Here is a 21,262-nt window from a genome sequence, read left to right on the forward strand (position 1 = left end):
ACATCTCCCCCACGGGTGGGGAGATCGGCCGTCACCTTTGCTTTCGCCAATTTTCAGCGTCGAAAGAAGAGGGGCCGGCGTCGGGACTGCCAATCTCCCCCCTTGTGGGGGAGATGTCCGGCAGGACAGAGGGGGGCGCCGTAGAGCGCAATTTCAGTAACGAGAACGGCAGTTCGCCGTCCTCGTTACGCCATCAACCAAGCCTTACTCGCCCGGGCCCTTGCAGGCGACGATCTGCTCCTTGGTGTAGGTCGTCCAGTCCGGGATCGAGATGGAGACCGGCCATTCGGGGCTGAGCGACGGGTCGGCCGCGCCCTTCAGCTTGGCCTTGCCTTCCTCGGTGGCGTTCTCCCACAGCTGCGGATCGACCAGCACGGTCTGCTGGGCCGGCTTCTTGCCATCGAGGATTTGCAGGGCGAGCGTCACGCCGGCGCCGCCGATTGAGCCGGGATTGGTGACGGCCGCGCCGACGAGCCCCTTGACCGAGCTCAGTTGGCCGACGAAGCCGGCATTGTCAGCGCCGACCACCGGCACCAGCGGCGCCTGCGATTCGACCATCGCGTCGACGATGACGTTGTCGATGCCGGAGGTCCAGACGCCGTTGAATGGCGTGCCGGTGGCGAGGAACGACAGCATCTGCTGCTTGGCCTGGTCCTGCTGCCAGCCGGTGAAGACTTCCTGCGCGACCTTCACGTCGGGGAATTCGGCCAGCGCCTTCTTGAAGCCTTTGTCGCGATCGCTGTCGGCGGAAGCGCCGGCGGCGCCGCGCATGTAGAACACCTCGCCCTTGCCGCCCATCTGCTGGAACAGCCATTTGGCGCCGAGATAGGCGTATTGTTCCTGGTTGTTGGAGATGATGTAGGCCGACGGTTCGGTGACCGCCTGGTCGACGGCGACGACGACAATGCCGGCCTTGGTGGCTTCTTCCAGGCCCGCCTTGATGCCGGCCGGATCGGCCGGGTTGACGACGATGGCGTCGACCTTGGCGCTGATCAAATTGCGGATGTCCTCCAGCTGGCCGGCGGCATCCGTGTTGCGGTGGGCGATGTTGAGCTTGGTGACCTCGCCGGAGGCGAGCGCCTGCGCCTTCATCGCGCAGACCATCTCCTCGCGCCAGCCATTGCCCTGCACGGTGTTGGAGATGCCGATCGTGTATTTGCCGGCGGCGGACGAGACGCCTACTGAGGCCAGCAAGGCCGCGCTCGCAAGGAGCGGGACCATGGTCACATATTTCTTCATCTAGACTTCCTCCACTTTGTTTTCAGTTTCAGTTCAACTCGTTAGGGCGCGGCGCTGACAATCCGATTCAAACGGCGCGCCTTCATTCACTTGACGAACGGGCGCAGCACGTCGCGGGCGAGCAGGAAACCACGCTTCACCTTGTCGTCGCTGCCCTCGAACCGCCTGTCCTCATGTTCGATGATGACGGATCCGTCATAGCCGGCGCGGTAGAGGCCGGAGAAGAAGCCGCTCCAGTCGACATCGCCCAGCCCCGGCATGCGCGGCACCTGCCAGCCTATGCCGGATGAAAGAATTCCGCGCTCGTACAATCCATCATGATCAATCATCAGGTCCTTGGCGTGGACATGCAGCATGTAGGGGCCGAATTCCCTGATGAAGCGGCCCTGGTCGATCATCTGCCAGACCAGATGCGACGGGTCGAAATTCATGCCGACATCACCGCCCCAGGCTTCGAGGATGCGGCGCCAGACCTGCGGCGAATAGGCGATGTTGTGCCCGCCCGGCCATTCGTCATAGCTGAAGATCATCGGGCAGTTCTCGAAGGCGAGCTTGACGCCATGATCGCGCGCGAAGGCGACGATTTCGGGCCAGACCTTGAGCGCGTCCTGCCAGTTGACGTCGACGGTCTTCGAGGCGTCGCCGCCGCAGAAGGTGTTGACGACGGGCACACCCATATTGGCGGCCAGCACGATGACCTTCTTGAGGTGGCCGATGACAGCCTCGCGATGCGCCGCGTCCGGGTGGAGCGGGTTGGGGTAGTAGCCGAGGCCGGAGACGGAGATGTCCTTCTCCGCCAACGAGGCGACGATCTCCTTGGCCTGGGCAGGCGAAGTGCTGTCCGCGTCGATGTGGCTGGTCCCGGCATAGCGGCGCGTGGCGCCGGAGGTTTTCGGCCAGCAGGCGATTTCCAGCGCCTCGAAGCCGGCGGAGCTTGCCCAGGCGGCGACGTCGCCAAGCGGCGTCTCCGCGAATGGTGCGGTGAGCACTCCAAGTTTCATCACGCCTCCCCTGGTCTCACGACCGATGCCTACTATGCCGATTGCGCTGTCCGCTTCAACCGTGCGGCCTCGCTTTGTCCCAGACTGTCCCTGACGGCCGCCATCGGGTCGTCCGAGAGCATGGCGCCGAGCGCCGATGTCACGGCGGCGCGGAACGTCTCGTTCGCGGCGAGGCCGGGGTCGAAGATCGTGTCGATGGCGATGATCGCGGCGGCCAGCGCGCGCGGATCGTGGCCGGTTTCGTCGGCGATGGCGGCGACCCTGCCGGCATAGGGGTCCGACACCGGCCAGCGCTTGCCGAAGCGGTCCGAGGCCTGGATCAGATAGGCCATCCAGCCGGCAACGGGTACTGACAGCAGCCCGATGCCGGCGCCCTGGCGCAGCCGGTCGCGGATCGGGTTGAGCAGGCGCTGGACGATCTTCTGCGACCCATCGGTGGCGATCTGGTGGTTGCGGTGGCGGATCGCCGTGTTGCGCAACCGGCCAAGGCTCTGCTCGACATAGGCCGACGGGTCCATGCCCGGCACCGGCGTCAGCGTCGGCAGCGTCTCCTCGACCAGCATGCGGTGAACGAAGGTCGAGAGAAGCGGGTCGGCGATGGCGTCCAATGTGTGCTCGAGGCCGGCCAGCACGCCGAGCGTGGCGAGCGTCGTCTGGGCCCCGTTGAGCACCCGCATCTTGAGATGCTCGAATGGCGTGACGTCATCGACCAGAGTGGCGCCGACCAGATCCCAGCGCGGCACGCGGCCAGCGAATTTCTGCTCGATCACCCATTGCCGGAACGGCTCGCCGACGACGACGGCGGCATCGCGATAGCCGAAATGGCGTTCGACGCTGTCGAGATCGGCCTGGGTGGTGGCCGGCACGATACGGTCGACCATCGCCGAAGGGAAGGCGACATTGGCGGCGATCCAGTCGTCGAGGCCGGTGCCGCGCCTCTGCGCGAAGGCGCGCACGACATTGGCCAGGATCACGCCGTTGGTCTGGATGTTGTCGCAGGACAGAAGCGTCACCGGCCGGCCATGCGTGGCCCGACGCAACTCGAGCGCCCTGACCAGGATGCCGGGGACGCTGCGCGGCGTTTCCGGATTGGCAAGGTCGTGGACGATGTCGGGATGATCGAGGTCCAGTTCGCCGCTGGAGGGGCGGTGGCAGTAACCTTTCTCGGTCACCGTCATCGTCACCAGGTCGATTTCAGGCGCGGCCAGGACATCGAGCGCGGGTGCGGCACTCTCCTGGCTGTCGACCACCTTGACGATGCTGCCGACGATGCGCGCCTCGATGCGCTGGCTGTCCCGGATGAGCCTGGTGTAGAGGCCGCCTTGCCGGCCAAGCGTATCGGCCAGCAGAGGCGGGCGGATGTTGATGCCAACCACGCCCCAGCGGTCGAAGCGCAGCGACAGCAGATCGTCGGTATATTCGGCCTGGTGGCCGCGATGGAAGGCGCCAACGCCGAGATGCGCCATACCCGGCGCCAGGGCCGCGCGGTCATAGGCGGGCTTCTGCACCGACACGGGCAGGCGCTCGAGCAGGGATGGTCCAAGAGTCTGGCGGGCCGCGTCGCTCACCGGTTGGCTCCGACGACCCATTGTTCCTGGTCGACCAGCGTGCCGGTCATCGGCCCGGCGGCATCCGAAAGCAGGAAGACGGCAAGCTGCGCCACGTCCTGAGCGGAAAACAGGCGGCCGAAGGGCACCGACGCGTTGGCGGCATCGAGCCAGCCCGGGCCATGGCCGAGCGTGTCGGCCTGCATGGCGCGTTCGGCCGGCGTGTCGGTCCAGCCGACATTGATGCCGTTGACGCGAATGCGGTCGGAGCGATGGGCGTTGGCGGCGTTCTTGGTCAGCGTTGCCAGCGCGCCCTTGGTGGCGGAATAGACGGCAAGGTCCGGCGCGCCGCAATGGGCGTTGATCGACAGGATGTTGACGATCGCGCCAGGCTCCCCACGCTTCTTCATATCGGCGATCGCGCCCTGCATCAGGAAGAACGGCGCCCGCGCGTTGACGGCAAACAGCGATGCCCAATCGTCGAGGCCTGCATCGAGGAAGGAGGCGCGGTCGGTCAGGCCGGCGGCGTTGACGAGCGCGTCGATGCGGCCGAAGCGCTCGATGCAGGCCTGCGCCAGCAAAGCGGGGGCGGCAGCGTCGGAGAGATCGGCGGCGACGAATATGGTCGGGGTGCCCAACTGCGAAAGCTCGGCGGCTACGGCTTCTCCGCGGGTCTTCTCGCGACCGGTGACCAGCAGCCCGGCGGCGCCGGAACGGGCCAGCGTCTCGGCGATCGCCCGGCCGATGCCCTGCGTCGATCCGGTGACCAACGCCACCTTGCCTTCCAGCCTGATCTCCACGGTTCCTCCCTGGAACACAGTTTCTATTTTTTAGAACATGGAATGAAAATTCTGGATAGTCAATCGGTGCGCCCTGCTTTGATGGCTATCGATTGGCAAAGCCGGCGCTGCCCCTCATCGCCCTGCCGGGCACTTCTCCCCGTGTGTAACGGGGAGAAGGGGCTGGCCGCGACGCTGGCGCCTTTCTTGCAACGGTAGTGATTGGCGAAATCGCAGGTGGCAGCGCCCCTCTCCCCGTCCCTATACGGGGAGAGGATGCCGGCAGGCAGGTGAGGGGCGGCGCCGACTTTGGCGATAGCTGCGCAACCACCTCACGTGCCCCGCTTCGCCACGACGCCATGGACAAGCGCCATGCCGACCGCTAGCGACGCCGCCAGAGAGCGAAAGCCGGCAAAGTCGGACTCCACGACCTCAAGCCAACTGTCCGACAGCCCGATCAGCGGGCTGAACGTGCTGTCGGTGATGGTGACGATGCGGGCCTGGCGCTCATGCGCCACGGCGACGAGGTCGGGCGTGATCGAATTGTAGGGGCTGAAGGAGACGGCCAGCACGGCATCGCGGCTGCCGATGCAGCCGACCTGGTCGAGCGCGGTCGAGCCGACATTGTCGACCAGCACATTGCGCACGCCCTGTTGGGACAGCGTCAGCGACAGATAGGTGGTGACGGGAAAAGCGCGCTTGGAGCCGATGACGTAGACCAGGTCCGCGGCAGCCAGCAGCGCCACCATCTTCTCGAAGCTTTCGAGGTCGAAGCCCGCCTCGATGCGTCCGAGCGAGGCCTGCGAGGCGCCGACCATGCCGTGCAGGAAATGAAGCTCCGCATTGGGTTCGGCCTCTGCGCGCTCGACGCCGCGTCCTTCGGGCCACGATCCCTTGACGTGATCCTTGAACAGGCCCTGGAAATCGGAAAAGCCGGAATAGCCGAAGATTTGCGCGAAGCGCACCAATGTCGATGGCTGCACGCCGGCCTGGGCCGCCACCTGCGCGATGGTGCCGAGCGCGACGTCGCTCGGGTGCTGCCACAGGAAGATCGCGACCTGGCGCAGCCGCTTGGGAAAATGCACTGTGCCCGAAGAGAGCACGGCGCGCAGCTCCTCGTAGGTGCGCGGCTGAATATAGCCGAGGGCGGCGAGCGAGCGTCCGCGCTTGCGGGTCCCCGCCTCGTCGGCGATCGATCGCGCCGATGGCTTGCGCGCCCCGCTCACGCAGAACGCCGACGGCAGCGCGCGGCGACCCGGGCCGCTTTGCATTGGAACGTTCGTCGACTGGAATCACGGCAGCTTCCCCGCGCCGCCAAACGCTTCGTCATCCGGACCCTCCCAAGCCTGAACGATCAGGTTAGCCCGGCATGTTCGTTTTACAAAATGGAAATTGGAAATCCTGTTCGAAAATGCTAGCGGCATCCGGAGGGCATCCATGCCGATCGCATCCGGGAGGAGTTCGAGATGGTCTATGCAACATCAGATGGTTCGACGCGCCAACGCTTACGGGTCGGGATGGTCGGCGGGGGCCGCAACGCCTTCATCGGCGCCGTGCACCGTCTGGCCATGCGCCTCGACGACCAGATCGAACTGGTGGCAGGTGCCCTGTCGTCGGATCCCGAGAACGCCGCCGCCTCGGCCGCCGAGATCGGCATCGCGCGCGAGCGCAGCTATGGCGATTACCACGACATGGCCAAGGCCGAGGCCGCGCGGCCGGACGGGATCGAGGCGGTCGTCATCGTCACGCCCAATCATCTGCACGCGCCGATCGCCACGGCTTTCCTGGAAGCCGGCATAGACGTGATCTGCGACAAGCCGCTGTCGACGACGCTGGGCGAGGCGCAGGCGCTGGTGGCGCTGGCGAAGGCGAGAAAGCGGCGCTTCGTGGTCACGCTCAACAATACCGGCTACGCCATGGTCCGGCAGGCGCGCGAGATGGTGGCCGCCGGCGAACTCGGCCGCATCGTTTCGGTGCACGGCGCCTATATCCAGGACTGGCTGACCAAGCCCATCGACGCCGAGGGCCAGAAGCAGGCGCAATGGCGCACCGATCCGGCGCGCGCCGGCCAGTCGGCCGTGCTGGCAGATATAGGCGTGCACGCCTTCAACCTGGCAAGCTTCATCTCGGGCAGCGAGGCAGAGGAGGTTTCGGCCGATCTGTTCACCGCCGTGCCGGGCCGCCGGCTCGACGACAATGCGCATGTGCTGGTGCGCTGGACGGGCGGCGCGCGCGGCACGATCCTGGCCAGCCAGACATCGCCCGGCCATTACAATGATCTTTCGGTACGCATCTATGGCGACAAGGCCGGGCTCGAATGGTCGGGCGGCCGGCCGGAGGAGTTGCGCTTCTCGCCCTATGGCGAGGAGACCCGCACGCTGGTGCGCGGCGGCCACGGCTCGACCGCCGAAGCCCGGCGCCTCTCGCGCATGCCGGCCGCGCACCCGGAGGGCTATATCGAGGCCTTCGCCAATTTCTACCGCGACGCCGCCGACATCATCCGCGCGCATCGCTCGGGCGGCACGGTCGATCCGGCCCGCGCCGCGCAGGTGCCCGACGTGGTCGACGGCGCGCGCGGCGTGAAGTTTGTCGCGGCGGCGGTGGAATCCAACGCGGCCGGCGGGGCGTGGACGGCGGCACGGTTCGCCTGACTGCGCCGGCAATGACCAATTCCCATGCGGCGTGAGCGGCGTTACAGTTGGTTGCCGGCACTGGAAATCACTCCGCGCCTGCTTGAAACGGGGAGGCCGCTGTCATGTCGATCGAAATCATCCGGGCGGCCGATGCTCCGAAGCCGCCACCTGCCTACAGCCAGGCGGTCAAGGCAGCCGGGCTGGTGTTTGTTTCCGGCACAGGTCCTTATGACGCCGTGACAGGCGCGATCGTCGGCGCCTCTATCCAGGAACAGACGGGCCAGTGCCTGAGAAACATCTCCGCCATCCTCGCCGCCACGGGCTCGTCGCTTGCGCAAATCGTCAGTGCGACCGTCATCCTGCTCGAAGAGGACGATTTCGCAGGCATGAACGAAGAATGGATCCGATGGTTTCCGCAGGACCCGCCGGCACGCCAGGGCGCCAAGCTGCCGGTTCGCGTTCCCGGATTGCGGATTTCCATTGCGGTGATCGCCGAGGCTTAGAGGTCGCGGCTAGCCGATCTCTCCAACGAGGGCAGAGCAATCGGATATGAATTTCCCGATGGCTTTCGCCCTACGAATACCCCTACCCCTAACCCCTCCCCACAAGGGGGAGGGAGACTTGGTGCTGATTTTGCAATCTACCGAGGTTTCCCCCAGATCAGCAGATAGGTAGGGCGCGCGGCAGCGTTCCCTCCCCCTTGTGGGGAGGGTTAGGGTGGGGGTCGCTCTTCGATGGAATCCTTATGCGATGGCTCTGCCCACGAGGGAGAGATCACTCACTTCCCAGTTGCTTCGCAAAATCCGACAGCATCGGGCGCTGGCCCTGGAGGATCTTGACCTCGGCCTCGGTCAGGCTGAACCAGCCGGCCCGGTCGACTTCGGGAAACGCCTTCATCGAGCCCGATCGCGGCGGCCATTCCATGGTGAAGCTGTTGCTTTTGATGGCGGCGACATCGATCGGCGTCAGCGCTTCCACCGCCCACGCGATGACGATCTTGCCGCCGGGCTGCCTGTATTCGCCGAGGCGCGTGAGCGGGCCATCGACCCTGACGCCGAGTTCTTCCTCGGTCTCGCGTTGCGCCGCCGACAACTCGTCCTCGTCGCCGTCAACGAGGCCCTTGGGGATCGACCATGCGCCATCATCCTTCTTCGCCCAGAACGGGCCGCCCGGATGAACCAGCAAGACCCTGGTCTCGCCATGCTCTCGACGATGGATCAGCAAGCCGGCGCTGCGTTTGGCCACTGTTTCCTCCGGTGCCGGGATCGGCTATCCGCCATCCTGCTCAAATCGTCGAGCGTTTGTCCATTGCGACGCTATGTCAGCCGCATCCCCATTGATCACCGGACGCGAGGTCGGCAATATGGGGTGGTCGCTGCACGGCGGCATCGAAGGCTAGGTGGGCTGAATGCAACTCGGTCTTATCGGTTACTATAGCGACTTCGTGGTGTATCCGCTGGTGATCGTCATACTCGCGGTGGCGGGATTGGCAGAGGCGGGAGAGCATGATGCGCCGGGCTGGATAGGCACGGTCGTCGCCTGCCTCGTTCTGTGGACGCTGACCGAGTATCTGCTGCATCGGTTCGTGCTCCACCATATCCCCTACATCAAGGATCTGCACGACCGTCACCATGTCGAGGAACGGAGTCCGGTCGGCACGCCGACCTGGCTAAGCCTTGGCGTACACGGGCTTGTCGTGTTTCTCCCGGTATGGCTGCTTGCGGATTTCGCGACCGCCAGCGCGGTGAGCTGCGGGCTGATGCTGGGTTACCTCTGGTACATCACCATCCACCACCTGATCCATCACCGGCACCCCGCCCATTCGAGCTATCTCTACACGCTGAAGCGCCGGCATGCGGTGCATCACCATGTCGACGACAACGCCAATTTCGGCGTGACCTCGATCTTCTGGGACAGGGTGTTCGGCACGGCGCGGCTGTAGGCAGTAGGCAGTAGGCCGGCGGCTCAGCGTCGCTTGCCGCGGGCGCCGGAAGATTTGACGGCGGGCGACTTGCCGCCGCGCGGACCGCTCTGGACCGGCGTGTTGTGCTGGTTTTCGTGCGACAGCTTGCGCCAGCGGGCGAGCCGCTCGGGATCGAGCGTGCCTGCCTTTATCGCGGCCTGGACCGCGCAGCCCGGTTCATGGACATGGGTGCAGTCGCGGAATTTGCACAGCGGCGCCAGTTCAGTGATTTCGGCGAACAGCGTGTCGATGCCCGAAGCGACGTCGCTGACCTGCAATGTGCGCATGCCCGGCGTGTCGATCACCCAGCCGCCGCCGGCAATGGCGTGCAGCGACCGCGCCGTGGTGGTGTGTCGCCCCTTGGCGTCATGTTCTCGGATCGCTCCGGTCTGTTGCGGCGATTGCTGCGCCGATCCGGCCAAACTGTTGACCAGCGTCGATTTGCCGACGCCGGAGGAGCCGATCAGTGCCACCGTCTGGCCCGGACCGCACCATGGGGCGAGCGCGTCCGCCGCGTCGGCGGCGCGCGGGTTCAGCATCACCACGGGCAGTCCGCGCTGCAGTGCGGCGGCCTGTGTCCGATAGGTCTCGGCGTCTTCGGCCGTGTCGGCCTTGGTCAGCAGAATAACAGGCGTCGTTCCGGCCTCATTGGCCAGCGCCAGATAGCGCTCGAGCCGGGCAATGTTGAAGTCGGCGTTGCAGGAGGTGACGATGAACAGCGTATCGACATTGGCTGCGGCCAGTTGCGGGACCCTGCCACCCTGGGTGCGCCGCTCCAGCACCGTCTTGCGGGTCAGGCGGCGCTTCAGCAGATGACTGGCAGGTTCGACCAGCACCCAGTCGCCGACGGCATAGTCGCCGGTGCTGTCCTGCGGCGCAAGGGTGAGATCGGTTTGGCCTGCGTGGGAAAGGCCGGCGATGCGGTCGCGATGCACCATGGCGATGCGCGTCGGGATGAGGCCGGATTCGTCAGCGTCGAGCTGGTCGCCGAAGAAGTCCGACCAGCCAAGGCCGGCGAGCGTATTGGCCTGGTCTGCGACCGTCACGGCTTCAACCAACGGTACGATGTCGCGGGCATTGGCAGATTTCCTGGCAGGACGATGTCGGACGCCGAGCGTGTTGCAGGGCAACGCGCTTGATTGCTGTATGGGCGGCACGGCGGGATTTGGCAAGCAGGTCGGCGCCAAGGCCGATCCGTGCCGCCGCAGGGCCGTCGCCTCACAATTCCTTCTGCGCCAGCTCCCGGAATTCGTCTGGCACCGAGCGCGCCGCCTCCAGCGCCACGCTGCCATAGCCCACCGCCTGCTTGCCGAAGCGTTCGCGGATCTTGTCTATGGCGCGATCGGCGCCCAGGCGCGCCAGGCCTTTGCTGCTGCCGGGCCGGCGCTTCTCGTCAGCCAGGCCGAGCGGCAGGTCGAACTGCAGCTCGGTGCTTTCTTCCAGCTGCGAGACCGAGATTGCCAGCAGCGAGATCGTCGTCTCCGCGCGGTGGTCGGCCAGCACGCCGCGCACAAGGTCGCCGGCGATCTCGGCCAGCGTCGCCGTCGCTGACACCGGCTGGTCGAGCGTGATCGAGCGGGTGACGGCGCTGAGATCGGCGAAGCGCACGCGCACCGTCACGGTCCGGCCGGGGCGTCCCTTGGCGCGCAGCCGGCTGGCGACGCGGTCGGCCAGATGCAGCAGGGTGGGAACGATCACATCGGCCACAGCCGGCTTGCGCCCCAGCGCCGATTGCGCGCCGGCCGAGTGCGCCCGGCGCCTGGTCTCCAGTTTGCGCGGGTCGCGATTCCACGACAGCGCCGCCAGCTTTTCGCCGGCGGCGGGGCCGAGCAGCCGGCTCAAGGCGCCGCTGTGGGTCCTCGCCAGCTGGCCGATGGTCTCGACGCCGATCTCGGCAAGCCGCGCCCTGGTCACCGGGCCCACGCCCCACATCAATCCGACCGGCAGGTCGTGCAGGAAGGCAAGCTCGGTGCCGGGCTCAACCACAACCAGCCCGTCGGGCTTGGCGACCTGCGATGCGATCTTGGCCAGATGCTTGGTGCGGGCAACGCCGATCGAGATCGGCAGGCCAAGCTCCGCCCGGACGCGGCGGCGTATGGAAGTGGCGATCTCGTGCGGCTGGCCGAACAGATGCGTGCAGCCGGCGACGTCGGCGAAGGCCTCGTCGATGGAGATGCGCTCGACCACCGGCGTGAAATCGTCGAGCACTTTGATCGCGGCGTCGCCCAGCCGCTGGTAATGGGTGAAATTGCCGCTGACGAAGATCAATGGCGGGCAGAGCTCGCGCGCCTTTCGCCCCGGCATGCCGCCGCGCACGCCGAAGGCACGCGCTTCGTAGGACGCTGCGAGCACAACGCCGCCGCCGACCGCGATAGGCTTGCCGCGCAGCGAAGGGTCGAGCAGTTGCTCCACCGAGGCATAGAAGGCGTCGAGATCGGCATGCAGGATGGTGGCTGTCGTCTCCATGCCGTGCATTTCCGAAACTGCTGATGGATGCGAACAAATAGAGAACAAATGGCGGCGATTGTCAAGTTGACGCGGGCGCGCGACGCCAAGCCTCTGTTCCCAAAATGGAAGGACTTTTGGGCCAAACACAATTAGGCCGAAGCTACTTTGACGGCTTGGTACGTGACTGTCAGGCGCATAGGTTTCTGATCCCTTTCGAGATTTCCTAAGTCGCCGCCTGGGTTCGATCGCAAATCCAGCCACTTACATCCGCATCCGATTGCCCATCGCCATGGTCGATGAGGCCGACCGCAAGTTCTGCGGCACAGGCTGCCGATAAACCGGCTGCCTGGGATCGCTATTCTTGGTACGAATCCGGCGGTAACTGTTTCTTCTTTGGTTTTGCCTCAGATTGCGTCGGGCGGGCAACAAGCGAAACAGAAGATGGCGGGCCAGGACAATAAAAATCGGACGGAAACGTTGTGGGCGAAGGCACTGGAACGTGCCGAGCTTGGCGTCTGGGACTTGGATCTTCGCTCCGGCGACTGCTTCTACTCGGCAACTTGGGCTCGAATGCTGGGCTATGGTGACAATGAGCTTCCCAATGCCAGCGACCTTTGGCTGCAACTGATCCATCCCGACGATCGCGAGCACGCCCTGGCCAATGGCGCACGCCACATTGCCGGCGAGACCGACAGGATCGATACCGAGTTGCGGCTCCGGCACAAGCAGGGCCACTGGGTCTGGGTGCTCGACCGCGGTGGCATCGTCGAGCGCGACAAGGACGGCAAGCCCATTCGCCTTGTCGGCGTGCAAACCGATATCTCCAGGCAGAAGGCCGTCGAAGCCGAACTCGAGCGGGTCAATGTGCGCTTCCGCCTCGCGCTGGCCGCGAGCGGGACCGGCATCTGGCATCATGATGCCGCCACCCGGAAAAGCTACTGGGACCAGCGCACACGTGATATTTTCGGGTTGGTCGCTGACACTGACGAGGTGCCCGACGACCTCTGGCACAGCTATCTGCACCCCGAGGACAGGGACGCGGCCGTGCAGGCGCATCTGGCGCCGTCCGGCACGCCGGACGTCGTGGCCGTCCAGTACCGCATCATAAGGCGCGATGGCGAGGTCCGGCACGTGGAATCGCTGCTGCGTTTCATCCCAGAACCGCTATCGGCCGGACAGACCCTCGGCTCGGTGCGCGACATCACCGAGGAGAAGCTTCGCGAGCGGGAACTTGCCCATGCGGCCCAGCATGACGCGCTGACGGGTCTGTGGAACCGCCCGGCCTTCGACCGGCTGCTGTTCGATCACATCGCGGCCGGAGTGCCGCTTGCGGTGTTCTATGTCGACCTCGATTACTTCAAGGCGCTGAACGATTTTGCCGGCCATGCGGCCGGAGACGTGGCGCTGAAGAGCGTTGCAAACGGCATCCGTTCCTGCCTGCCGCCAGGGGCGGACGCAGCGCGGCTGGGCGGCGACGAATTCGCGCTGCTGGTGCCGCATTGCGACGCGGCCCGGGCGGAGCGCCTCGCCACGGCCGTGCTCGGCGCGGTGCGCGAGGCCGATCTCGGCACGACATCGCCGTCGCGCAAGCTTGCGGCCTCGATCGGCATCGCCTTCATCGCGGATGGCGACACCACGGTGGCGGACGCGCTGGCCTGCGCGGACGATGCCTGCTACGCGGCCAAGGCCGCCGGCCGCAACCGTTACGCCATGTTCTCGGCGACGGCCAAGCCCGGTTCGGGCGGGCTCAACGCGGCCCGCATTGCCGCCGACACGGTCGATGCCATGGAGGACGGACGGCTGAAGCTGTTCGGCCAGGAAATCCATCTGCTCGACAGGCCATGGCATGAAAGCCGCCATGTCGAAGTGCTGGCAAGGCTGGTCGGCCGCAATGGCGGGATGGTGCCGCCGGGCGAGTTCATACCGGTGGCCGAGCGCTTCGGCTTCGCCTCGCGGCTCGACCGCTGGATCATACGCGCCGCGCTGTCGCGGCACGGCGAGACTCTGCGCGCTGGAGCGGTGACGCTCGGCTTCAACCTCTCGGCGCAGACTTTGAGCGACCCGCAGCTGTGGGAATTCGTCGACAGCGTCATCGAGGAGACCGGAGCGACCCATTCGGGGATCGGCTTCGAAATCACAGAGACAGCCGCCGTCACCAATTTCGACGCCGCCGAACGGTTCGTGCGCAAGGCGCGGCAGCGGCACTGCAGGGTCAGCCTCGACGATTTCGGCACCGGCATGAGTTCCTTCGAATATCTCCGGCGCTTTGCGGTCGACGCGATCAAGATCGACGGCTCCTTCATCGAGCACATCACGGAAAGCCGCTTCGACCGCGAGATCGTGCTGGCCATCACCAGCATTGCCCGCAGCGCCGGCTGCGTCGTCGTCGCCGAGAAGATCGAACGGCAGGACACGGTGACGATGCTCAGCGACATGGGCGTCGCATTCGGCCAGGGCTTCCTCCTGCACCGGCCCGAGCCGCTGGAGGCGATCATCGGCCGAGCGACGGCCGGGGCCGCGACGCCGCCGATCCGCAGGATATCCTGATTAGCGCTCCGCTGCTGGAGACCACGCGCGACGAGCCTCACCGCGCCGCCTGGTGCGGAAACTCCACGACCTCCGTCGATGGCCGCCTGTGCTGCGCCTCCACAACCGCTTCGATCACAAGGTCCAGCGTGTCACGCAGCGAACGGCTCGTTTCGTCATTGCCGCGTAGATAGTAACAGGCGCGTTCGAGGTGGACATGGGCGGCTGTAAAATCGCTGGTCAAGGTTCCCTCCATTATCCCGCCCTAATTGACCTTGTCGGCTCTGGCGAAATGCCGGGTAAATATCCACAGCCCGGTTTTAATCAAATGCCACGCTTCAAGGCGGCCATGTCGGTCGCGCATTGCGTAGCCCTGCCATGCGGCTAGACTGGGGGCTTGCTTGCCCGAGGTAAGAGCATGATCGTCCAGGCCTGCATCAACGGTGCGCGTGCGCGCGATTTTCATCCAAGGCTGCCGCTCGACGCGCAAGCCATGGCCGGGGACGCCGCGGCCTGCATCGCCGCCGGCGCGGCCGAACTTCACATCCATCCGCGCGGCGCCGAGTGGCGCGAAAGCCTGTCGGCGGTCGACGAGACCGTGCTGGCGGTTCGCCGGGCATGCCCGGGCACGCTGGTCGGCGTCTCGACCGGCGCCTGGATCGAGAACGATGCGGAGCGGACCCGCGATGCGATCGCCGCCTGGAGCGAGCCGCCCGACTACGCCTCGGTCAATCTGTCGGAAGCCGATGCGCCCGCGGTGATGGAGCTTCTGCGCCTGCGCACCATCGGCATCGAGGCGGGGCTGGCCAGCGTCGCAGATGCCGAGCGCTTCGTGGCGCTGGCCGGGCACGGGAGGGTGCTGCGCATCCTGATAGAGATCGACATCCAGGACTTCTCTGCGGCTCTCGACGAGGCGCAGGGCATCGCCGCCGTGCTCGAACGCGCCGAAGTGCGGCGGCCGATCCTGCTGCACGGCTCCGACGCCACGGTCTGGCCGTTTGTCGAACTTGCGCATCGAAAGCGCTGGTCGACGCGGGTCGGGCTGGAGGACGGCAGGACGCTGCCCGACGGGACGGTGGCTAAGGACAATGCGGCCATCGTCGCAGCAGCCGTGGCGGTGTTTCGCGCCACGCCCGGTCCCGCTCCCTCGGCTTAACCTCCTACAGGCCGGAGATCACCGGTCGCCCAGAATGATCCCGATCGCTTTGTCCACCACCGGGTGCAGCCCGCTGGCCTGGAAGGACAGCCGGTTGCCGGAGCCGACATTGCTGGTCATGGCGATGGTCAGGCCCGAAGCCGGATCGTGCTGCATGACCGCGACATAGCCGGGAATGCTGCCCTGATGGCCGTAGAAGGCGCGGCCGCCATAAAGGCTGTTGAACATGCCGGCGCCTGTTTCACGCATGCGCGTGCCGGGGAAGCTGACCGGCACGCGACCGTCGAACATCTCGGCGAAGAAGGGCGGCGACAACACTTGGCCGGAAAACAATCCGCGCATGAAGATCACCATGTCGGATGGCGTCGACACCATGTCGCCGCAGCCATAGGCGCCGCTATAGGGAAACAGGTCGGAGGAATCCTGCAGATCGTCGGAATAGGGCAGGACGCCTTCCATGCGCCACATCTCGCCGCCGGAGGCGAGGTCGGTGGGGGCGTTTTCCGCGGGTGGCGGCCGGTGATAATAGCCGCGCACCATCGCGCTCTGCGGAAACGCTTCGGTTGCCGGCGACCAAGTGTTTTCCAGCCCCAGCGGCTCGAGGATGGCGCTGCGGACATAACCGCCCAGCGACTGGCCGGAGACGGACTCGATGACCATGCCGGCCAGCACATAGCCTGTGTTGTTGTAGACGGCGGGCCCGCCGGGCGCCTTCTGCTTGTCTGAGGCGAAGGCGATATCGACCAGTTGCTGCGGCGTCCACTGCCGGCCGGCATCCATCGGAATGTAATATTCGAATTCCGGCAGGCCGTTGCGATGGTTGATCAGCTGGCGTACCGAAATGCCCCCGGCGCCCGGCAGGTCCGCAAACCACGAGGAGATCGGCGCGCCGAGGTCAAGCTTGCCGCTCTCGGCGAGCTTGACCAGGGCTGCGGCGACGAAGGTCTTGGTACAGCTGCCGATCTTGAACAGCCGGTCGGGCGTCACCGGGACGCCATCGTCACGGTCTGCGAGGCCGGCGGCAATGGCGGTGGGCGTCGCCCCTGTCGAATAGGCGAGCGATGCGCCGACCGCGCCATCGGCGATGTAGGCGTCGAGCAGGGAAGTGAGGTCTTTTGGCATGGTTCACCTTTCTTCCTTCTCCCCCTGTGGGAGAAGGTGGATCGGCGCGCAGCGCCGAGACAAATGAGGGGTGTTGGCCGGAATGCAGTCGGTGCCAAGCTGGAACACCCCTCATCCGACCAAGCTTCGCTCGGCCACCTTCTCCCGCAAGGGGAGAAGGGGAAGCGGCGTCCTACTCTGCCATGTCGACGGCAGAAAAGTTCTGCCGGCCGAACGGGTCGAGGACATAGTTCAGCACGCTCTTGCGGATCGGGATCGCCACCACCGAATGGGCGATCGGCGCCACCGGAACCTCGACTTTCAGGATCGCCTGCGCCTTAGCATAGATGTCGGCGCGCTGCTTGAGGTCGGCGGTGACGCGGCCTTGCTGGAGCAGCTTCTCGAAATCCTGGTTGCACCAGCGCGAGCGGTTGGAGCCGCCCTTCACGCCGTCGCAGGACAGGAGATAGCTCAGCATATTGTCGGGGTCGCCATTGTCGCTGCTGCCGCCGAGCAGATAGGCGTCCTGTTCGCCCGCCGCCGTACGCTTGAGATATTCGCCCCATTCGAAGCTGACGATCTCCGCCTTGACGCCGATCTTGGCCCAGTCGGCCTGGATCATCTCGGCCATGCGCTTGGCGTTGGGATTATAGGGGCGCGAAACCGGCATCGCCCACAGGCTGATCTTGAGATCGCTTTCATGGCCGGCCTCCTTCAGCAGTTTCTTCGCGCCGTCGGGATCGAAGTCGATGCCCGCATCGGTGACGGCGCCGAGTTGCACCGGCGGCACCACGCTGCCGGCAATTGTGCCGGCGCCGGCGTAGACGGCATCGACGATCGCCTTGCGGTCAACCGCCTTGGCCAGCGCCATACGCACGCGCACGTCGTCCAGCGGCTTGTGCTCGACATTGAAGCCCAGCACGCCGATGTTCTGGCCCTTGAGGTCCAGCACGGTGATGTCGGGGTCAGTCTTGAGTTCGGCGACGGCGCTGGGCGGCGGCGGCGCGGCGACCTGGCACTCATTGGCCTTGAGGCGCTCGACGCGAGCGGTCGGCTCCGGCGTGACGGCGAAGACAAGCGTGTCGATCTTGGGGGCGCCGCGCCAATAATCCTTGTTCGCGGCGTAGCGGACCTGGCTGTCGGGCACATAGGCCTGCAGGATGAACGGTCCCGTTCCGACCGGAGCGGAATCGATCAGTTCCGGCGTTCCGGCCGCGACCATCTTCTCGGTCTGCTCGAGCGACAGGATGGAGAGATAGTCGAGCGCGATGCCGGGCAGGAAGGTGACGTTGGCAGCGGTCAGCGTGAAGCGCACGGTGTAGTCGTCGACCTTGTCGATCTTGTCGATCAGCGTGCCCATGCCGAGCGCATTGAAGTACTCGTAATTGCCGCCGCCCAGCTTGTGATACGGGTTGTTGGCATCGCGCTGGCGGTTGAAGGTGTAGAGCACGTCGTCGGCATTGAACTCGCGCGACGGCGTGAAGTGCTCGTTCGTCTGGAACTTGACGCCGTGCCTGAGATGGAACGTGTAGGTCTTGCCGTCGGGCGAGACATCCCAGCTTTCGGCCAGTGCGGGGCCGACTTCCGTCGTGCCCGGCTTGAACTCGACCAGCCGGTTGAAGATCGTCTTGGCGGCGGCGTCCATGGTGGAATCGGCAATGCCGATGGCCGGGTTGAAGGTTTCGGGATTGGCTTCCGAGCAATAGACCAGCGTCTTGGCGGAAACCTGGCCGGCCAGAAGCAGGGACGAGGCCAGAAGGGACGAGGCGAGCAATGCGCGCATGGGTTTCATGGCAGATTCCTGTGAGGTTGGAGGACGGCGGGGCGGGTGACGTTCATGGCGTTGCCCTTGGAGCGATGAGCCGGTCGGGAGCGAGTGCCGCGGCGGTGATGCCAAGCGCGGCGATGTCGTCGGGCAGGGGCTCGCCGCGCATCAGGGCCGAGCCGATCCGCGCCAGCGTCAGCGACACCTGGAAGCCGTAGCCGCCCTGGCCGCCGAGCCAGAAGAAGCCGGGCAGGCGCGGATCGAAGCCGATCACCGGTGTGCGGTCGGGAGCGAAGGTGCGAAGGCCCGCCCAGGGGGTCGACGGACGGCCGATGCGCAGCGACGTCGCCTGTTCGATGCGGTCGACCGCGATGGCGACGTCGATGTCCTCGGGATAGGCGTCGCACGGTTCGGAGTCGGTCTCGTCGGCCAGCGAGCCGATCAGCCTGCCGGCGTCGGGCTTGAAGTAGAACTGTTCGTGCAGGTCGACCACCAGCGGCCATTCGCGGACGTCCATCCCCACGGGCGGGTCGAACAGGAAGGCGGTTCGCCGTTTGGGCCGGAAGCCCAAGCCGGGCAACCCCGCCAGGCCGGCCACGACGTCCACCCAGGCGCCGGCGGCATTGACGACGATGTCGGCATGGAGGGTGCCGGCACTGCTGGTGACCTCGAAGGCTCGCTCGGTCCGGGAAACGGCATGCACCTCCGCTCCGGTGCGGATGCTGCCGCCAGCGGCCTTCAGCGCCGCGGCCGAGGCGGCGAGCATGCTGGCCGTGTCGATATCAAGTGCGCCAGGTTCATGTACGCCGCCGCAGGTCGTTTCGGCGGCGATGACCGGGACCAGAGCGTTGACCTCCGCCGCCGACACGCGGCGTACGCTGGGCAGGAGAGCCTGCATCTCGGCGGCCATACGGTCGACGGCGTCGCCGTCCGCGACGCCGCCGACATGCAGCGCGCCGCGCCGGTGCGAGGCGAAACCGCCGTCGAGGATCGCCGGCCGGCTGGCCAGCGACAGGGCGCGGACGGGCGCGTTGCCATAGGTTTCCGAAAACAGAGCCGCCGAGCGGCCGCTGGCGTGGTAGCCGAGATGCGGCTCGCGCTCCAGAACCGTGACGTCGGCCCATTGCTGCGCGGCGGCCGCCAGCGAGAGGCCGGCAATGCCGCCGCCAATGACGATGATTTTCTGGGAGGTGTGCGACGGCATGCGAAAGTAGTAAAAATAATTTCCTATCCAGTCAACGTTTCGCGTATAAGAAAACCGTTGGTATTGTTGATAGCGGGCTGGAGTTCGACTACCTAGAAGGCCGGTGTACGGATCGCCGTGCCAGGAGCTGACGATGTCGGAGCAACCGAACCTCGGAGACTGTTTGCGGGGCCTCAGGAAGACGCATGGCTGGACCCTGCAGGAAGTCAGCACGCTGACTGGCGTCGCGGTCTCGACACTGTCCAAGGTCGAGAACGACCAGATGTCGCTGGGCTATGACAAGCTGCTGCAGATCTGCGAGGGCCTCGGCATCCATGTGACCGAGCTGCTCAGCGGGTCCAGCAAGCAGCCGGCTGCGCGCACACGGCGCTCGGTCACGTCCCCCTCGACCACGCTGCGCCAGCTGACCCGCAACTATGACTACCGCTATCTGGCCACAGACCTGGTGCGCAAGCGCATGGTGCCGATCCATGCCTATGCGCGTGCGCGCACGCCGGAGGAATTCGGGCCGCTGACCAAACACGCCGGCGAGGAATTCCTGATCGTGCTCAAGGGCGAGATCGAACTCCACACCGACCAGTATGCGCCGGTGCGGCTGAAACAGGGCGAGAGCGTCTACATCGATTCGACCATGGGCCACGCCTATCTCTCGGTTGGCGCGGAGGATGCCGAGATGCTGTGCGTCTGCTCGGGCGAGGAGCCCGATATGGAGGGCACGCTGCTCAGCGAGCTGGAGACCGTGGAGGGGTAAGGCCACTCCGCGTAAAGCCAACGAAGGTCCGCGCCGCCCCTCACCTGCCTGCCGGCATCCTCTCGCCGTAATGACGGGGAGAGGGAGGCTGTCGCGGCCAATGACCAGCGATTCAGAAAGAGCGCCGAGGGTGCGGCCAGCTTCTTTCTCCCCGTCTCTATACGGGGAGAAATGCCCGGCAGGGCAATGAGGGGCAGCGCGACCTGACCAAGTTTTCTACCGGTCGATTCAGCCTTTCTCATTCGAATTCATCGGCGAAACCGGCTATACCGGCGCTGAAATCGCCAACCCGACGAGGAAAAACCGATGAGCACAGAAAAGACAGCCGTTATCGTGGCCGGCGGCAGCGGCATGGGCGCGGCGGCGGCCAAGCGGCTCGCGGCCGACGGATTCAAGGTCGCCATCCTGTCCTCTTCGGGCAAGGGGGAGGCGCTGGCCAAGGAATTGGGCGGGCTCGGCGTCACCGGCTCCAACCAGTCCAACGACGACCTGCAGCGCCTGGTCGACCTGACGCTGGAGCGCTTCGGCCGCATCGACGTGCTGGTCAACAGCGGCGGCCACGGGCCGCGCGCGCCGATCCTGGAGATCACGGACGAGCAGTGGCATACCGGCATGGATGTCTACCTGCTCAACGTCGTCAGGCCGGTGCGTATCGTGGCGCCGCAGATGGTCAAGCAGAAGGGCGGCGCCATCATCAACATCTCGACCGCCTGGGTGGCCGAGCCGAGCGCGATGTTCCCGACTTCGGCCGTGTTCCGCGCCGGGCTCGCCGCCTACACCAAGATCTTCGCCAACACCTATGCGGCCGACAATGTGCGGATGAACAATGTGCTGCCGGGCTGGATCGACAGCCTGCCGGCCACCGAGGAGCGCCGCGAAAACGTGCCGATGCAGCGCTACGGCACCAGCGAGGAAATCGCCGCGACCATCGCCTTCCTGGCTTCGGATGGAGCGGGGTATATCACCGGGCAGAACATCCGGGTGGATGGGGGCGTTATCCGCGCGTTGTGAGGGGGCGGCGGGCTTTCGCTTTGCCGCGCTGGTCGACCCCCACTCCGTCGAGCTTCGCTCGACACCTTGCCGGGGTGAGCCACGGGTCCCGCCCGTCCTTCGGACCCCCCGATCGACGGGGTAGAGGAAGGCGCCAGG

Annotated in this window: 19 protein-coding genes; 7 read left to right on the forward strand and 12 right to left on the reverse strand. The window is 65.9% G+C overall.

The features are described 5' to 3' along the window. Positions 1-204 precede the first annotated feature (204 nt). From LB513_RS07925 to LB513_RS07945, 5 genes are all read right to left on the reverse strand, one after another. Positions 205-1,239 carry an ABC transporter substrate-binding protein gene (locus tag LB513_RS07925; RefSeq protein WP_224662928.1) on the reverse strand — a complete coding sequence of 345 codons (1,035 nt, stop codon included), beginning with the start codon at positions 1,237-1,239 and terminating at the stop codon, positions 205-207. Between the two features lie 86 nt (positions 1,240-1,325). Next, positions 1,326-2,240: a sugar phosphate isomerase/epimerase family protein gene (locus LB513_RS07930; RefSeq protein WP_224662929.1), complete on the reverse strand. Its 915-nt coding sequence runs from the start codon at positions 2,238-2,240 to the stop codon at positions 1,326-1,328. Positions 2,241-2,272: 32 nt separating this feature from the next. Then, entirely contained in the window at positions 2,273-3,808 is a 1,536-nt protein-coding gene (locus LB513_RS07935; protein ID WP_224662930.1) for a mannitol dehydrogenase family protein, read from the reverse strand. Further along, entirely contained in the window at positions 3,805-4,587 is a 783-nt protein-coding gene (locus LB513_RS07940) for an SDR family oxidoreductase (RefSeq protein ID WP_224662931.1), read from the reverse strand. Before LB513_RS07940 ends, LB513_RS07935 begins: the two co-directional genes overlap by 4 nt. 311 nt (positions 4,588-4,898) lie before the next feature. Beyond that, complete coding sequence (locus LB513_RS07945) at positions 4,899-5,792, reverse strand: MurR/RpiR family transcriptional regulator (protein WP_224663337.1); 894 nt, start codon at positions 5,790-5,792, stop codon at positions 4,899-4,901. 240 nt (positions 5,793-6,032) lie between these two features. Between LB513_RS07945 and LB513_RS07950 the strand changes: the two genes are divergently transcribed. Beyond that, positions 6,033-7,217, forward strand: a complete 1,185-nt coding sequence (locus tag LB513_RS07950) for a Gfo/Idh/MocA family protein (protein WP_224662932.1) — start codon at positions 6,033-6,035, stop codon at positions 7,215-7,217. Between the two features lie 104 nt (positions 7,218-7,321). Next, the gene (locus LB513_RS07955) at positions 7,322-7,702 is read left to right on the forward strand and encodes a RidA family protein (RefSeq protein ID WP_224662933.1); all 381 of its coding nucleotides are present in this window, start codon (positions 7,322-7,324) and stop codon (positions 7,700-7,702) included. Positions 7,703-7,973: 271 nt separating this feature from the next. On the opposite strand, the gene LB513_RS07960 is transcribed toward LB513_RS07955, so the two are convergent. Then, a complete protein-coding gene (locus LB513_RS07960) occupies positions 7,974-8,444 on the reverse strand; it encodes an NUDIX domain-containing protein (RefSeq protein WP_224662934.1) in 471 nt (156 codons plus the stop codon). Between the two features lie 163 nt (positions 8,445-8,607). On the opposite strand from LB513_RS07960, the gene LB513_RS07965 reads away from it, so the two are divergent. Further along, the gene (locus tag LB513_RS07965) at positions 8,608-9,141 is read left to right on the forward strand and encodes a sterol desaturase family protein (RefSeq protein WP_224662935.1); all 534 of its coding nucleotides are present in this window, start codon (positions 8,608-8,610) and stop codon (positions 9,139-9,141) included. A gap of 23 nt (positions 9,142-9,164) precedes the next feature. Here the strand turns inward: LB513_RS07965 and rsgA are convergent, their stop codons facing one another. Beyond that, on the reverse strand, positions 9,165-10,229 hold the full coding sequence (rsgA, locus tag LB513_RS07970) for a ribosome small subunit-dependent GTPase A (RefSeq protein WP_224663338.1): 1,065 nt from the start codon (positions 10,227-10,229) through the stop codon (positions 9,165-9,167). A gap of 151 nt (positions 10,230-10,380) precedes the next feature. Then, positions 10,381-11,628 carry a DNA polymerase IV gene (dinB, locus tag LB513_RS07975; RefSeq protein ID WP_224662936.1) on the reverse strand — a complete coding sequence of 416 codons (1,248 nt, stop codon included), beginning with the start codon at positions 11,626-11,628 and terminating at the stop codon, positions 10,381-10,383. Positions 11,629-12,051: 423 nt separating this feature from the next. Here dinB and LB513_RS07980 point away from each other — a divergent pair, with 423 nt between their 5' ends. Continuing rightward, positions 12,052-14,157, forward strand: a complete 2,106-nt coding sequence (locus LB513_RS07980) for an EAL domain-containing protein (protein ID WP_224662937.1) — start codon at positions 12,052-12,054, stop codon at positions 14,155-14,157. A 37-nt stretch (positions 14,158-14,194) separates the two neighbouring features. Here the strand turns inward: LB513_RS07980 and LB513_RS07985 are convergent, their stop codons facing one another. Continuing rightward, on the reverse strand, positions 14,195-14,380 hold the full coding sequence (locus LB513_RS07985; RefSeq protein WP_224662938.1) for a hypothetical protein: 186 nt from the start codon (positions 14,378-14,380) through the stop codon (positions 14,195-14,197). 174 nt (positions 14,381-14,554) lie between these two features. Here LB513_RS07985 and LB513_RS07990 point away from each other — a divergent pair, with 174 nt between their 5' ends. Continuing rightward, complete coding sequence (locus LB513_RS07990; RefSeq protein WP_224662939.1) at positions 14,555-15,292, forward strand: 3-keto-5-aminohexanoate cleavage protein; 738 nt, start codon at positions 14,555-14,557, stop codon at positions 15,290-15,292. An 18-nt stretch (positions 15,293-15,310) separates the two neighbouring features. Here LB513_RS07990 and LB513_RS07995 read toward each other — a convergent pair whose 3' ends face one another. The 3 genes from LB513_RS07995 to LB513_RS08005 all read right to left on the reverse strand — a co-directional run bounded on the left by LB513_RS07995 (position 15,311) and on the right by LB513_RS08005 (position 19,362). Then, positions 15,311-16,414: a serine hydrolase domain-containing protein gene (locus LB513_RS07995; protein WP_224662940.1), complete on the reverse strand. Its 1,104-nt coding sequence runs from the start codon at positions 16,412-16,414 to the stop codon at positions 15,311-15,313. 172 nt (positions 16,415-16,586) lie between these two features. After that, entirely contained in the window at positions 16,587-18,185 is a 1,599-nt protein-coding gene (locus tag LB513_RS08000) for an ABC transporter substrate-binding protein (RefSeq protein WP_224662941.1), read from the reverse strand. 43 nt (positions 18,186-18,228) lie between these two features. Further along, positions 18,229-19,362 (reverse strand): NAD(P)/FAD-dependent oxidoreductase, encoded by a 1,134-nt coding sequence (locus LB513_RS08005; RefSeq protein ID WP_224662942.1) that lies wholly within the window; start codon positions 19,360-19,362, stop codon positions 18,229-18,231. A 133-nt stretch (positions 19,363-19,495) separates the two neighbouring features. Here LB513_RS08005 and LB513_RS08010 point away from each other — a divergent pair, with 133 nt between their 5' ends. Beyond that, on the forward strand, positions 19,496-20,113 hold the full coding sequence (locus LB513_RS08010) for a helix-turn-helix domain-containing protein (protein ID WP_224662943.1): 618 nt from the start codon (positions 19,496-19,498) through the stop codon (positions 20,111-20,113). Positions 20,114-20,419: 306 nt separating this feature from the next. After that, complete coding sequence (locus tag LB513_RS08015; RefSeq protein WP_224662944.1) at positions 20,420-21,124, forward strand: SDR family oxidoreductase; 705 nt, start codon at positions 20,420-20,422, stop codon at positions 21,122-21,124. Positions 21,125-21,262 lie beyond the last annotated feature (138 nt).

The organism is Mesorhizobium sp. ES1-1 (assembly GCF_020164785.1).
GTDB lineage: Bacteria > Pseudomonadota > Alphaproteobacteria > Rhizobiales > Rhizobiaceae > Mesorhizobium.